Genomic DNA, 14,032 nt, shown 5'->3' with positions numbered 1-14,032 from the left:
TCGCAGAGGTCGGGAGGTCAGGAGGAGCGCTGGGCGCGACGGAGGCCGTGGTACCAGGCCAACTGGCGGTTCTCGACGAGCTTGAACAGCATCGCCAGCAGGAACCCGAGCAGGCCGAGCATCAGCATGCCCGCCCACGTCTCGGCGATCGCGAAGCTGCGTTGAGCCTGGACGACGGCGAAGCCGAGCCCGTTGCTGGCCGCGAACAGCTCGCTGATGACCATCAGGATGATCGCGACGGAGAGACCCTGGCGCAGGCCGGCGTAGATCTGCGGGCTCGCGGCGGGGAGCACGAGCGTGCGCAGCCGGGCGGTGCCGGTGATGCGGTACGTCCGGGCCGTATCGCTGAGCACGCTGTCGACGGCGCGCACGCCCTCGACGGTGTTGAGCAGGATCGGCCACATGCAGCCGAAGGCGATGACGATGATCTTCATGCCGTCGCCGATGCCGAACAGCAGCAGGAAGATCGGCACGAGCACCGGCGGCGGGATCGCCCGGAAGAACTCCAGGACCGGCTCCAGCGTCGCGCGCACGGTGCGGGACGTGCCGATGACCACGCCGAGCGTCACCGCGACCACGACGGCGACGGCGTAGCCGGCGAGTAGACGCAGCACGCTCGGGACGACGTCGGCGAGCAGGCGCGGCCCGAACCACTCGTCCTTGAGCGCGGTCAGGATCTCCGACAGCGGCGGGAAGAAGAAGTCGGTGCTGTTCGCGCTGGCGAACCACCACGCGGCCAGCAGGATGATCGGCAGCCCGAACGTGAGGCCGAGACGGCGCACGATGCTCATACGACCAGCTCCCCGCGCTGGGACGGGTGCCAGGACAGCGACCAGCGCTCGACGGCACGGAAGGCGAGGTTGACCAGCACCCCCAGGATGCCGGTGACCACGACGATCGCGTACGTCGTCGCGTAGGCGCCGCTGCTCTGCGCGGTGGCCAGGAGCTTGCCCAGGCCTGGATTGCCGATCACCAGCTCCGCGGTCACCGCCAGGATCAGCGCCACCGCAGCAGCCAGTCGCAGGCCGGTCATGACGTAGGGCAGCGCGGTCGGCCAGGTGAGGTAGCGGACCCGCGCCCAGCGGCCGAGCCCATAGGCGCGTGCGGTGTCCTGGGCGACCGGATCGATGTCCTGCACGCCGTAGAGCACCTGGATGAGCACCTGCCAGAAGGAGGCGTAGACGACCAGCAGCAGTTTGCTCTCGATGTCGGTGCCGAAGAGCAGGACGGCGATCGGGATCAGCGCCACCGACGGGATGGGGCGGAGGAACTCGATGGTCGAGGCGGTGAACTCCCGCGTGAACCGCGAGCCGCCGATCAGGATGCCCAGCACGACACCAGCAACCGAGGCGATGGCCAGGCCGAGCGCCCAGCCCTGGAGGGTGTCGCCGACCGACGTCCAGAACTCCGACGTCTGCACCAGGTCGGCCAGTGCCCTGCCGATCTCCGAGGACGGCGGGAAGTACTCCCGCGGAAGGACGCCGATCCGCGGCAGGATCTCCACGAGGACGACGAGCGCGGCGAGGCCGGCCAGCCCCAGGAGCGACTGCGGCACTCCGCGACGGCGCCGGGGGCGCGGCCCGGGGGCAGCGCCGGCGACCGGGCCGTCGGCGGGAGCCATCACGGCGGGCGAGCCGGTCATCGCTGACCGGCCAGGTAGGACGTCATCGCGTCGATCACCGCCTCGTGGTTGGAGAAGCGCTCGGATGCTGCCGCGACCTGCACGACGAGCTCCGCATTGTCCCCTCTCATCCACGCGCCGGACAGGGCGCTCGGGCCCGTCAGCACAGCACCGTCCGGCGCATCGGATCTCCTTTGATCGCTATCGGACACTTGTGTTCCCGCGTTCGCTTTGCGAACGTGTGTTTGCGATGTGAACGCTCGCAGGTGAGCGCCGTCACGTCAACCACGCGTGACGAGACTGTGCCTGACGCCCCGGCGCGTCGGGACGAGGAGTGAGCCGCATGGATCTGGCAGCCGAGGGCGAGGACGCCCCCCCGTCCGTAACACCCGTGCGCGACACCAACTTCGTCCAGTCCCTGGACCGGGGGCTGGCCGTCATCCGGGCCTTCGACGCCCAGCACCCGCGCCTGCAGCTCAGCGAGGTCGCGCGGGCCACCGGGCTCACCCGGGCGGCGGCCCGCCGGTTCCTCCTCACCCTCGTGCAACTCGGCTACGTCCGGGTGGAGGGACGGGAGTTCTCGCTCCGGCCCCGCGTGCTCGAGCTCGGCTACTCCTACCTGTCGGGGATCACGCTGCCGGAGGTCGCCCAGCCGCACCTGGAGGCGTTGGTCGGCCGGGTCGACGAGTCCTCGTCGATCTCGGTGCTCGACGGCGACGACGTCGTCTACGTGGCGCGCGTGCACACCAAGCGGATCATGACCGTGATGATCACGGTCGGCACCCGGTTCCCGGCCTACGCGACGTCGATGGGCCGCGTCCTGCTCGCCAACCTGCCCGCGCCCGAACTGGCCGACTACCTGGCCCGGGCGGAGCTGCTCCCGCTGACACCGAGCACCGTCACAGACCGGTCCGAGCTGGCGGCGATCCTCGACCGGGTCCGGGCACAGGGGTACGCGCTGGTGGACCAGGAGCTGGAGGAGGGACTGCGCTCGGCCGCCGCCCCGGTCCGCAACCGGGAGGGCTCGGTGGTGGCGGCGGTGAACCTGTCGGTCAGCGCCAGCCGCACCTCGCTCGGTCAGCTCGAGGAGGAGTTCGTGCCGCCGCTGCTGGAGACCGCGATGCAGATCTCCCGCGATCTCGGCCGTCCCAGCACGTGACGGCGCCGACCCGCCGCCGCCCCCGCTGGGTGGTTCTGGCTCCCGCCGCCGCCCTCGTCCTCGTCGCGCTCTGCCTGCGCGGGCCGTTCTCGGCGGTCGGGCCGGTGCTCGACGAGCTCGGCGACGAGCTGTCGATGTCGACCGGGGCGCTCGCCGTCGTCACCGCGCTGCCGCTGGTCTGCTTCGGCCTGATCTCGCCGTTCGCACCGGCTGTGGCCGCGCGGCTCGGCGTCCACCGGGCGATCGTCGCGGGCACGGCGGTGCTCGCCGTCGGGATCGCGCTGCGCATGGGCGGCACCGTCGGGCTCTTCGCCGGCACGGTGCTGCTCACCGGCGGCATCGCGATCGTCAACGTCCTGCTCCCGGCAGCGGCCCGGTCGGAGTACGGCACGCGCAGCGCCGTGGTCGTGGGCATGACCACGGCGTCCATGGCGGTGTCCGCGGCCGCGGGCGCCGGACTGGCCCAGCCGCTCGCGACGCTGGGCGGCAGTGCCCGCACCGGACTGCTCCTGTGGATCGTGCCGGTGCTCGCCGCGCTGGCCGCCGTCGCCGTGCTCGCCCGGGCCCGCCGCGGGGTGCCGGTGCCGACCGCCACCGCCCCCGCCTCGCGAACCGCGATCCTGCGCGACCGGGTGGCGCTGGCCGTGACCCTCTACTTCGGCCTCCAGGCGCTGACCTTCTACGCGATGCTGACCTGGCTGCCCGACATCCTCGAGTCGGAGGCCGGCTTCTCCCCCGTCGCCGCCGGTGGCCTGGTCGCCGCGGCAGCGTTCCTCGGGGCGCCCACGTCGCTGGTCGTGCCCCCGCTCGCCGCCCGTCGTGGGAACCAGGTCGGCTGGGCCATCGCGGTCTCCGTCCCCACCCTGATCGCGATTCTCGGGCTGCTCGTCGCGCCGGGGGCAGCGCCGGCGCTGTGGGCGCTGCTGTACGGCCTCGGGACCGGCGCGGCCTTCCCGCTGTCGATGACACTGGTCCTGCAGCGCAGCCGCGACGTCGCCCAGACCGGGCGGCTCTCGGCCAGCGCGCAGAGCATGGGCTACCTGATCGCGGCCACCGGACCGCTCGCCGTCGGCCTGCTGCACGAGGCCACCGGCGGCTGGACGGCCGGCCTGGTGCTGCTGCTGGTCGTCCTCCTGGGGCAGGTCGCCGTCGGCCTCGCCGCCGGCCGAGACCGCCTGGTCAGCGCCTCCGCCTGATCAGAGTGGCCTGATCAGAGCGGGCGGATCGTCCCGACGACGTGCTCGGTTCCGCTTGTGGCGTTGCGGACGGCGACGTCCCACCCACCACCGGCCTGCGCCGTGGACAGCGTGACCGTCGACGGCAGGAGCAGCGGCTTGCGGAAGCTCACGTCGAGGGCGAGCTCGTCCGGCAGCCGTCCCGCCAGCGCCCCGAGCACCCTGGCCTTCACCCACATGCCGTGCGCGATGGCCCGCTTGAACCCGAACGCCTTCGCGGTCAGCCCCGACAGGTGGATCGGGTTCACGTCGCCGGAGACCTTGGCGTAGCGCCGGCCGGCGTCGTCCGGGATCCGCCACGTGGCGGCCACCCGCTCCAGGTCGCCGACGGCCACCTCGATCTGGGCCTCGGGGGCGCCCTCCGGTGCCTTCGCGCCGCGGGCCAGGTAGGTCGACGTCGAGCGCCACACCTCCTCGCCCCCGACCGAGGCGGTCGCGCGCAGGTCGACTGCGGCGCCGCTGCGGTGCTGGGCGAAGTTCTCGGCCCACACCTCGAGGTCCAGCGGCTCGCCGGAACCGATGGCGCGGACGACGTCGATGCGGTTCCGCACGTGCACCAGTCCGGGCAGCGCGAGCGGGAACGAGCGGTCGCTCATCAGCGCCATCTGCAGCGGGAAGGTGAGCATGTGCGGGTAGGTCGCCGGCAGGACGTCGTTCAGCGGCAGCCGGCAGACGCGCGCGTAGGCGGCCAGGTGCGCCGGATCGACGGTCACGCCGTTGCGGGCGAGACGGTCCTCGGGCAGGCCGCCGCCCCGGCCGAAGGCAGTGACGGCGGCCTTCGCGTAGAGCGTGCCCAGGCTCGGTGCCTCGTCGAGAACCCTCGTGACCATCAGGCGCCCAGCAGCGACTGACCGCACACGCGCACGGTCTGGCCGTTGACCCCGCCGCTGCCCGGCTGGGACAGCCACGCGATCGTCTCGGCGACGTCGACCGGCAGCCCACCCTGCTGCAGCGAGTTGAGGCGAGAGCCGACCTCGCGGGTACCGAGCGGCATCTTCGCCGTCATCTCGGTGACGATGAAGCCAGGCGCGACCGCATTGATGGTGGCCTTCCGCTCGGCGAAGGCCGGTCCCCAGGCGCGGACCATCCCGATCACGCCGGCCTTGCTCGCCGCGTAGTTGGTCTGGCCGCGGTTGCCCGCGATGCCCGACTGCGAGGAGACGCAGACGACCCGCGCGTTCGGCTTGAGCACGCCGTCGGCGTCCAGCAGGGCCTGGGTGATGTCCAGCTGGGCCTGCAGGTTGACCGCCATGACCGAGTTCCAGCGGGCGGCATCCATGTTGACCAGCAGCTTGTCGCGCGTGATCCCGGCATTGTGGACGACGATGTCGACGCCCCCGTGCCGCTCGCGCAGGTGCTCGATCAGCCGCTCGGCCGCGGCGGACGCGGTGATGTCGAGCTGGAACGCCGTCCCGCCGATCTCGTTCGCGACCTCGGCCAGCTTGTCGCCGGCGCCGGGGATGTCGACGGCGACGACGTGGGCGCCGTCCCGGGCCATGACGCGGGCGATCGCCGCGCCGATGCCCCGGGCCGCACCGGTGACGACGGCGACCTTGCCGGCCAGCGGCTTGTCGTCGTCCTCGTCGGTGGGGAAGTCCGCAGGCGACAGCGTGACCACCTGGCCGTCGACGTAGGCCGACCGGCCGGAGAGGAAGAACTTCACCGGTGAGGCGATCGACCCCTCGGCGCCCTCGGGGACGTAGAGCAGGTTCGCCGTCGACCCGTTCAGCAGCTCCTTGCCGATGGACCGGACCAGTCCGTCCAGCGCCTGGCGGGCGGCGGCCTGGGCCGGGGAGTCGGCCTCCGACGGCGGGTCGGCGAGGATCAGCACGCGGCCGGTGGCGCGCAGCCGCTTCACCGCGGGCGAGAGGAAGTCGTGCGCGCTGGCGAGGTCGGCCGGCGTCCTGAGACCCGTCGCGTCGAGGATCACCGCGGCCGGCTTCTCGCCGTCCGTGGCGCCGTCGGCGGTGACCGGCGACTGCCCGTGCACGCCCTCGGCGTGCAGCAGCGCCGTCAGGGACTCACGCAGCCGGCCCTCCCCCGCCGAGCCGATGACCGCCGGGCCGGGCAGCAGCGGCTGACCCGGCTCGTAGCGGCGGAGCACGGCCGGCCGGGGCAGGCCGAGCTGCTTGGTGACGGTCGTGCCGAAGCCGGAGTTGGCGAAGTTGCGGTACCAGTCACTCACGTGAAGTCGTTCCTTCCGAGGGGCCTTCATGGCCATGAAGGCCGGGGGGTCAGGACTCGAGGATGGCGACGACGCCCTGGCCGCCGGCCGCACAGATGGAGATCAGGCCGCGCTTGCCGGGGCCGGCCTCGTGCAGCGTCTTCGCCAGCTGGGCGACGATCCGGCCACCGGTCGCGGCGAACGGGTGCCCGGCCGCGAGCGAGGAGCCGTTGACGTTGAGCTTCGAGCGGTCGATGGAGCCCAGCGGGGCGTCCAGGCCGAGCTTGCCCTTGCAGAACGCGGGGTCCTCCCACGCCTTCAGGGTGGACAGCACGGTCGACGCGAACGCCTCGTGGATCTCGTAGAAGTCGAAGTCCTGCAGGCTCAGGCCGTTGCGGGCCAGCATCACCGGCATCGCGTAGACCGGCGCCATCAGCAGGCCCTCGCCGCCGTGCACGTAGTCGACGGCCGCGGTCTGGGCGTCGATCAGGTGGGCGAGGACGGGCAGGCCCTGCTCGGCGGCCCACTCGTCGGAGGCCAGCAGCACGGCGGAGGCGCCGTCGGTCAGCGGCGTGGAGTTGGCCGCCGTCATCGTGGCGCCCTCACCCTTGCCGAAGACGGGCTTGAGGGTGGCGAGCTTCTCCACCGTCGAGTCCGGCCGCAGGTTCTGGTCGCGGGTGAGCCCGAGGTACGGCGTCACCAGGTCGTCGAAGAAGCCGCGGTCGTAGGCGGCGGCCATGTTCTGGTGCGAGCGAACCGTGAGCTCGTCCTGGTCCTCGCGGCTGATCTCCCACTCCTTGGCGGTGATCGCCGCGTGGTCGCCCATCGCCAGGCCGGTGCGAGGCTCTGCGTTGCGCGGGATCTCCGGCACCAGCTGTCCGGGTCGGATCCTGGCCAGCGCCTTGAGCCGGTCCTGCAGCGTCTTGGCGTTGTTCAGGCTGATCAGCACGCGGCGCAGGTCGTCGCCCACGGCGAGCGGGGCGTCCGACGTGGTGTCGACGCCGCCGGCGATGCCGGACTCGATCTGCCCCAGCGCGATCTTGTTGGCGACGAGGATCGCGGCCTCGAGGCCGGTGCCGCAGGCCTGCTGGACGTCGTAGGCCGGCGTGGTCGCCGAGAGCTTGGAGCCCAGGACGCTCTCGCGGGTCAGGTTGAAGTCACGCGAGTGCTTGAGGACGGCGCCGGCGACGACCTCCCCCAACTGCGCGCCCTGCAGGCCGAAGCGGGCGACGAGCCCGTCGAGCGTCGCCGTCAGCATGTCCTGGTTGGACGCCTGGGCGTACGTGGAGTTGGAGCGCGCGAACGGGATCCGGTTCCCGCCGACGATCGCAGCCTTGCGGGTCTCGGGCTTCGGGCTGTTCGCCATCGGAACCTCCGGGGTCGATGAGTAGCCGGGTTGGCCGGTACTCAGAGTACGCGGTACTGTCGTTCACATGAAAGCCGAGGTGGTGAGACCTCCGTCGCACAAGATCGCTGAAACGCGCGATCGCCGCGACTCGAGATGGGACGAACACCGGCGCGTGCGCCGGGAACAACTCGTCGAGGCGACCCTCCTCGCGGTCGGCAAGCACGGCGCCGGCGTCGGCATGGACGAGATCGCCGCCGAGGCCGGCACCAGCAAGACCGTCGTCTACCGGCACTTCAGCGACCGCACCGAGCTCTACGTCGCGGTCTGCACCCGGGTGGCCGCGCAGCTGCTGCCGAAGCTCCGGGACGCGATCGAGAGCAGCGACCAGCCCCGGCAGATGGTGGCCGCAGCCATCGAGACCTACCTGGCCTTCCTCGAGGCCGATCCCGAGCTCTACCGGTTCGTCGTCCACCAGCAGGTTCTCGACCGCCCCGCCGACCGCGACCCGATCAGCAACCTCTCCGACCTCGTCGGCGACCAGGCGGCGGCGATCGTAGGTCTGGCGCTCGAGCGCGCCGGTCACGATCAGCAGGCCGCGGCCCCCTGGGGGCACGGCATCGTGGGGATGGTCCGTTCGGCCGCCGACTGGTGGCTGCGCGCCGATCGCCCCATGCTCCGCACGGAACTCGCAGCTCACCTGACCGATCTCGCCTGGGCCGGACTGTCCGGCGTCGTGACAACCGCACCCCCCAAGAGCATGGAGGAACTGTGACAACGAGCCTGCCCGCCTCCGTCGACCCGAAGGCGATCCAGGAGGTCCTGGACGGGCGATGGGCCCACGTCCGTCGCGACGCCCGCGAGAACCTGAACGACCCCGACTTCCTGCCGGTCTACGGGGAGAACGTGCAGGAGGCCCGCGAGCGGGTGACCCGCGCGGCCAAGAAGCTGGCCGACTCCGGCCGGGTCGGCTTCGGCTTTCCCAAGGAGTACGGCGGCGAGGACGACTCCGGCGGCTCGGTGACCTCGATCGAGATGCTCGCGTTCGGCGACCTGTCGCTCATGGTCAAGGCCGGCGTCCAGTGGGGGCTGTTCGGCGGCGCCCTGCAGCTGCTCGGTACCAAGCGGCAGCACGACAAGTACCTGCGCGACGTCATGAGCTTCGACCTGCCCGGCTGCTTCGCGATGACCGAGACCGGGCACGGCTCCGACGTCCAGCAGCTGCGGACGACGTGCACCTACGACCCCGCCACCGAGACCTTCGACATGCACACCCCGCACCAGGCCGCCCGCAAGGACTACATCGGCAACGCGGCCAAGGACGGCCGGATGGCGGTCGTCTTCGCCCAGCTGATCACCCAGGACAAGAACCACGGGGTGCACGCCTGGCTGGTGCCCATCAGGAACGCCGACGGCACGCCATGCACGGGCGTCACCATCGGGGACGACGGCCCGAAGGCCGGGCTCAACGGCGTGGACAACGGCCGGCTGACCTTCGACCACGTGACCGTCCCCCGCGACATGCTGCTCGACCGCTACGGCCAGGTCGCGGCCGACGGCACCTACACCAGCTCGATCGAGAACGAGACCCGCCGCTTCTTCACGATGCTCGGCACGCTGGTGCGCGGGCGGGTCAGCGTCGGCGGCTCGGCGGCTTCGGCGACCAAGCTCGCCCTCGACATCGCCGTCCGGTACGGCAACGTCCGCCGGCAGTTCGCCGCCCCCGGCGAGGAGCGCGAGATCGTCATCAACGACTACCTGGTCCACCAGCGCAAACTGCTGCCGGCGCTGGCCACGACCTATGGACTGCACTTCGCGCAGGGCGAGCTGGTCGGCACGATGCACGACGTCCAGAGCGCCGCGGAACTCGACGAGGAGGCCCAGCGCGAGCTGGAGTCCCGCGCCGCCGGGCTCAAGGTCGCCCAGACCTGGCACGCCACCAGCACGATCCAGATGTGCCGCGAGGCCTGCGGCGGCGCCGGCTACCTGCAGGAGAACCGGCTGCCGCACCTGAAGGCCGACACCGACGTCTTCACCACCTTCGAGGGCGACAACACCGTCCTGCTGCAGCTGGTCGCGAAGGGCCTGCTGACCGGCTACCGCGACACGTTCGGCTCCCTCGAGGGCTGGGGCAAGGTCGGTTTCATCGCCGACATGGTCCGCGAGACGGTCCTGGAGCGGACGGCGGCACGCGCGCTCATCGCCCGGCTGATCGACGCCGTTCCCGGCCGGGACGACGAGGTGCCGATGCTCGACCGCGGCTGGCAGCTGAAGATGTTCGAGTTTCGCGAGAAGCACAGCCTCGAGGGCGCCATCCGGCGGCTGCGCAAGAACTCGACGACCGAGGGCATGGCGCCGTTCGACATGTTCAACGACGTCCAGGACCACGTCCTGAAGACGGCGCAGACGCACATCGAGCGGGTGGTGCTGGAGGCTTTCGTGGCCGGCGTCGACCGCACGACCGACAGCGCCGCCAAGGAGCTGCTGGACAGGCTCTGCGACCTGTACGCGCTCTCGGCCATCGAGGCCGACAAGGCGTGGTTTCTCGAGCACGGACAGCTGACGCCCGCGCGCGCCAAGCTGCTGACCAGCACGGTGAACCAGCTGCACCGTGAGCTGCGGCCGCACGTCATCACGCTCGTCGACGCGTTCGCCATCCCCGCAGGATGGAAGGCGGCCCAGATCCTCGAGGAGGAGCCCGACCGCCAGGAGGCCATGGCCGCCCGCGACGCCGAGGTGCGCGGCGAGGCCGAGGGCGACCAGACGTCCGGCGAGAGCGCCACCGACCTGGAGGTCGCGCCCGCACAGTGAGACAGGTGCTCGGCGTGCCCCTCAGAAGTTGATCATCGTCTGCCTGCACTGAACACGGGCGGTCACGACTGGACACGCCGCCGCGGCGGCCACGCAGGCGATGATCAACTTCGCGGCACCGGAGAATGGGCGCCCGTGGAGATCCTCGCCGCGGCGGAGGCGCTGCCGATCCCGGCGGCCGTCGACCTCGCCGCCATCGTCATCGGCGCCCTCACCGGCGGCCTGCTCGCCGCCCGTGAGGGGTTCGCCGTCTCAGGCGTCCTGCTGCTGGCGGTGAGCGGCGGGCTCGGGGGCGGGCTCATCCGCGACGTGCTGCTGGCCGACGGCCCACCGGTGGCCCTCACCAATCAGGCGTATCTGCCGACGGTGGCCATCACCGCGGCGGTCACGTTCTTCTTCTCCGGCTGGCTGTCCCGGCTCACCGGGCTGCTCGTCGTCCTGGACGCCGCCACGCTCGGCCTGTTCACGGTCATCGGCGCCCAGAAGGCCCAGTTGGCCGGCCTGCCGAGTGCCTCGGTGGTCTTCATCGGCACGCTCACCGCCGTCGGCGGGGCGGTGATCCGCGACGTCCTGCTCGCCCAGCGCGCCGACATCGTGCAGCCCGGCCCCTACAACGCCGTGGCGGCGCTGATCGGCGCCGCGGCACTCACCCTCCTCGCCGGCCCGCTGGGGCTGGACCCGCTCCCGGTCGCCGCCATCGTGATCGTGCTCGTGGCCGGATTACGGGTGCTGTCGGTCTGGCGCGGCTGGGAGGCGCCCGTCGCTGTCGACCTGCCGCTGCGCGCACGCAACCGACTCGTCAGCCGCCGGACCCGCAAGCGGCCCTGACGTCAGGCCTCCGAGCCCGCCTCGGCGATGACCGCGGGCGTGGGCTCGATGTTCGGCGGAACCACCTGGGGCCCGGCCTCCGGCGGCCGCGGCCGGTCCTGCGGGTGCAGCCGGAGGCCGAGCATGGCCACGTCGTCCTGCGCGTCGGGCAGGAACAGCCGCTCGAGCACCTCGTCGCACAGGTCGTCGAGCGACAGGTCGGCGCACCCACGGAGCACCTCGAGCAGCTCGGCCGTGCCGGCGTCGAGGTCGCGGTCGCGGCGCTCGACCAGACCGTCGGTGTAGAGCAGCACCGTCGAGCCCACGTCGAGCACCGTCACGTGCTCACGCCGCTCCGTGTTCGGCGCGACCCCCAGGAGCAGCTCGGACTGCTCGTCGTCCAGCAGCATGGCCTTGCCGTCGGGCGTGAGCACCGCGGGCGGGGGATGACCGGCGCTCGACCAGCGGAGCCGGACCTGGCCGGCTCGCAGGTCCTCCTCGTCCTGCTCGAGGCGCGCAACCAGGGCGGTCGCCATGGTGTCGAGCGCCAGGCCCTCGATCGCCCGGTCGAGCTCGGTCAGCACCTCGGCCGGCGAGCCGCCGCTGGAGTACCCGATGCCGCGCAGCAGCCCCCGCACCTGGCCCATCGCCGCGGCGGCGCGGGTGTCGTGTCCGACGACGTCGCCGATCGCGATGACCGTGGCGCCGCTGGGCTGCAGGAAGGCGTCATACCAGTCGCCGCCGACCTCCGCCCCCGCGGCGGCCGGCACGTACCGGACCACGATCTGCGAGTGGTTCGGCTCCGGCGGCTCGGTGAGCATGCTGCGCTGCAACGCATCGGCGAGGTCGCGCTGTTGACCGAACAGTCGCGCGTGGTGCAGCGCCAGACCGGCCCGGAGGCCGATCTCGACGGCGGTGTCGACCTCGGCCGGGCTGAGCGGGCCCCGCTCCTCCCGGTTGAACAGGCCGAGGGCGCCGAGGGTCTGGCCCCGCGCGACCAGGGGGACGACGGACCCCGATCCGACGCCGAGCCGGGCCAGCGCCTCTCGCACACTCGCGTCCGGGAGCACGCGTTCCACGCGCGCCCAGTCGACCGTCGTCACGGTCATCGGCCTGCCGGTGGTGGTCACGACCCGCGCGGCGGCCTCGTCGGTCATCACGCTGACCATGCCCCGCACGAAGGCCGCGACCTCGTCGCGCCGGGACGGGTCCCGGTGGGCGCTGGCCATGTCGTACAGCCGGCCCTGCTCGTCGGTGACGATCAGCCAGCACCAGTCGGCAAGGTCCGGGACGACGAGCTCGGCCAGCTCGCGAACCTGCTGGTCGATCTCCAGGCTTCCGGACAGGATCCGGCCGGCCTCGGCGAGCACCTGCAGCCGCTGATTGGCCTCCCGCATCGCGGCGACCGCTGTGGCGCGCTCCGCGTCGGCCTGAAGTCGCGAGACGCTCAGCGCGATCTGTGCGGCGAGCGCCTCCAGGACCTCGACGTCGTCAGCAGGGAACGGGTGCTCGATCGCCCAGAGCGGGACGAACGCGCCGAGGATGCGACCCTCCACGCGAAGCGGCAGGGCGGCGATCGCGTTGATGCCGAGGACGTCCAGGCCCTCGCGCGTGGCCGGGAACCGGGCGAGAGCCTCCTCGCGGTCGGCGAGCAGCACGCGCCTGCCATGGATCGCGGCGTACTGGGTCGGTTGCGCCTCGTCCAGCTCGATCTCGATGCCGGCCACGGGGTCCTCGACGTGGGCCTGGACCTCATCGGTGAGCTGGTTGGTCATGTGCAGCCGCAGCGGTCCGTCGTCCGGGTCGAAGATGGCGAGCGCGCTCGACTGCGCACCCAGCACCTGGGCGCCGCGCTGGACGATCTCGGGCAGGTCCTCCATCTTCGCGGCGTTGGCCAGCTCGGCCGCGACCTCGGCGATCGCCGTCGCGCGCTGCATGGCCGACAGCCGCTGGGCGGACTGCCGCCGGGCATCGGTGACGTCGAGGATCGTGCCCAACAGGCGCACCGGCTCGCCCCGGGAGTCCGTCACGAGACGCCCCCGGGCGACCATCCAGCGCACACCCCCGCCGACCGGCAGCGCCCGGAACTCGGCGGTGAACTGGCCGTTCTCTGCCATCGCCTGCTGCATGGCCTCCTGCATGGGGGCGACGTCGTCCGGGTGGACGAAGCGCGACTCCATGGCGGTGGCCGACTCGAACTGGGTGCTGCCGTCGAGCCCGAACAGCGCGGCGCAGCGCTCGTCCCAGTCGATGACCCCGGTCTGCACGTCGCTCTCCCACGTGCCGATCGAGCTGGCCTCCAGCGCCACGTTCAGCCGGGCGAGGGAGGTGCCCACCGCGGATCGGGCGGCGGACAGCTCGAGCTCCGCCACGACCGATGCCGCCAGTTGCCGGAGCAGCTCCGTCTCGTCATGGGTCCACTGGCGCGGCTCGGGGTCGTAGACGGTGAGCGCGCCGACGACATGACCGGACGCCGCGACGAGGGGGGAGCCGAGGTAGGCGCGGACCTGGCCCGACGTCACTGCCGGCAGGTCGGCCACCCGGGGGTCGTCCCGGGCATCGGGCATGCCCAGCGGGGCGCCCTGGCGGACGACGATGGCCGAGAGCGCTCCGGTCAGCAGCGCCGGGCCGCCGATCACGCCGGGGGGCAGGCCGAATCCGCCCACCACGGTGTCCTGGTCGGTGAAGATGGTGACCTTGGCGTGCCCGATGTCGAGCAACCTGGCGGCGAGTCCGGACAGCCGGTCGAACGCGGCGGGCCCGTGGACCTCGACGATCAGGCGGCGGGCGGCCGCGATCCGGTGCGGGTCGCGCAGCGGATCGGGCTCATCGGGGACGAGCGCGGGCGAGGTGGACACACGTCCCCCTTCCTCGCCCCACGGCACGACCG

11 protein-coding genes are annotated in these 14,032 nt (G+C 72.2%); 5 read left to right on the top strand and 6 right to left on the bottom strand.

Features of this window, described 5'->3' with window-relative positions:
- Window positions 1–17: 17 nt before the first annotated feature.
- Together E4P38_RS14875 and E4P38_RS14870 are read right to left on the bottom strand one after the other, a co-directional pair.
- On the bottom strand, window positions 18–791 hold the full coding sequence (locus E4P38_RS14875; protein ID WP_135132616.1) for an ABC transporter permease subunit: 774 nt from the start codon (window positions 789–791) through the stop codon (window positions 18–20).
- Window positions 788–1,642 carry an ABC transporter permease gene (locus E4P38_RS14870; protein WP_135132614.1) on the bottom strand — a complete coding sequence of 285 codons (855 nt, stop codon included), beginning with the start codon at window positions 1,640–1,642 and terminating at the stop codon, window positions 788–790. The genes E4P38_RS14875 and E4P38_RS14870 overlap by 4 nt, the downstream gene beginning before the upstream one ends.
- Window positions 1,643–1,964: 322 nt before the next feature.
- Here E4P38_RS14870 and E4P38_RS14865 point away from each other — a divergent pair, with 322 nt between their 5' ends.
- Both E4P38_RS14865 and E4P38_RS14860 read left to right on the top strand, forming a co-directional pair.
- Window positions 1,965–2,780, top strand: coding sequence for an IclR family transcriptional regulator C-terminal domain-containing protein (locus tag E4P38_RS14865; RefSeq protein WP_135132612.1), 816 nt, complete (start codon window positions 1,965–1,967; stop codon window positions 2,778–2,780).
- Complete coding sequence (locus E4P38_RS14860; RefSeq protein ID WP_135132610.1) at window positions 2,777–3,976, top strand: MFS transporter; 1,200 nt, start codon at window positions 2,777–2,779, stop codon at window positions 3,974–3,976. Before E4P38_RS14865 ends, E4P38_RS14860 begins: the two co-directional genes overlap by 4 nt.
- Before the next feature lie 14 nt (window positions 3,977–3,990).
- Here E4P38_RS14860 and E4P38_RS14855 read toward each other — a convergent pair whose 3' ends face one another.
- Genes E4P38_RS14855 through E4P38_RS14845 form a run of 3 tightly spaced genes read right to left on the bottom strand, consistent with a single transcriptional unit; the run spans window position 3,991 to window position 7,545 of the window.
- Complete coding sequence (locus E4P38_RS14855; RefSeq protein WP_135132608.1) at window positions 3,991–4,845, bottom strand: MaoC/PaaZ C-terminal domain-containing protein; 855 nt, start codon at window positions 4,843–4,845, stop codon at window positions 3,991–3,993.
- The gene (locus E4P38_RS14850) at window positions 4,845–6,200 is read right to left on the bottom strand and encodes a 3-oxoacyl-ACP reductase (protein WP_135132607.1); all 1,356 of its coding nucleotides are present in this window, start codon (window positions 6,198–6,200) and stop codon (window positions 4,845–4,847) included. The genes E4P38_RS14855 and E4P38_RS14850 overlap by 1 nt, the downstream gene beginning before the upstream one ends.
- Window positions 6,201–6,249: 49 nt before the next feature.
- The gene (locus E4P38_RS14845) at window positions 6,250–7,545 is read right to left on the bottom strand and encodes an acetyl-CoA C-acetyltransferase (RefSeq protein WP_135132605.1); all 1,296 of its coding nucleotides are present in this window, start codon (window positions 7,543–7,545) and stop codon (window positions 6,250–6,252) included.
- Window positions 7,546–7,699: 154 nt separating this feature from the next.
- Here E4P38_RS14845 and E4P38_RS14840 point away from each other — a divergent pair, with 154 nt between their 5' ends.
- The 3 genes from E4P38_RS14840 to E4P38_RS14830 all read left to right on the top strand — a co-directional run bounded on the left by E4P38_RS14840 (window position 7,700) and on the right by E4P38_RS14830 (window position 11,163).
- Window positions 7,700–8,299: a TetR family transcriptional regulator gene (locus tag E4P38_RS14840; protein ID WP_245161045.1), complete on the top strand. Its 600-nt coding sequence runs from the start codon at window positions 7,700–7,702 to the stop codon at window positions 8,297–8,299.
- Window positions 8,296–10,335 carry an acyl-CoA dehydrogenase gene (locus tag E4P38_RS14835; RefSeq protein WP_135132601.1) on the top strand — a complete coding sequence of 680 codons (2,040 nt, stop codon included), beginning with the start codon at window positions 8,296–8,298 and terminating at the stop codon, window positions 10,333–10,335. The genes E4P38_RS14840 and E4P38_RS14835 overlap by 4 nt, the downstream gene beginning before the upstream one ends.
- 135 nt (window positions 10,336–10,470) lie before the next feature.
- The gene (locus tag E4P38_RS14830) at window positions 10,471–11,163 is read left to right on the top strand and encodes a TRIC cation channel family protein (RefSeq protein ID WP_135132599.1); all 693 of its coding nucleotides are present in this window, start codon (window positions 10,471–10,473) and stop codon (window positions 11,161–11,163) included.
- Window positions 11,164–11,165: 2 nt separating this feature from the next.
- Here E4P38_RS14830 and E4P38_RS14825 read toward each other — a convergent pair whose 3' ends face one another.
- The gene (locus E4P38_RS14825) at window positions 11,166–14,000 is read right to left on the bottom strand and encodes a SpoIIE family protein phosphatase (protein ID WP_135132597.1); all 2,835 of its coding nucleotides are present in this window, start codon (window positions 13,998–14,000) and stop codon (window positions 11,166–11,168) included.
- Window positions 14,001–14,032: the final 32 nt, after the last annotated feature.

Source organism: Blastococcus sp. CT_GayMR16, from assembly GCF_004570875.1.
Taxonomy (GTDB): Bacteria; Actinomycetota; Actinomycetes; order Mycobacteriales; family Geodermatophilaceae; genus Blastococcus_B.
This window is presented reverse-complemented; position numbering and strand designations above follow the sequence as displayed.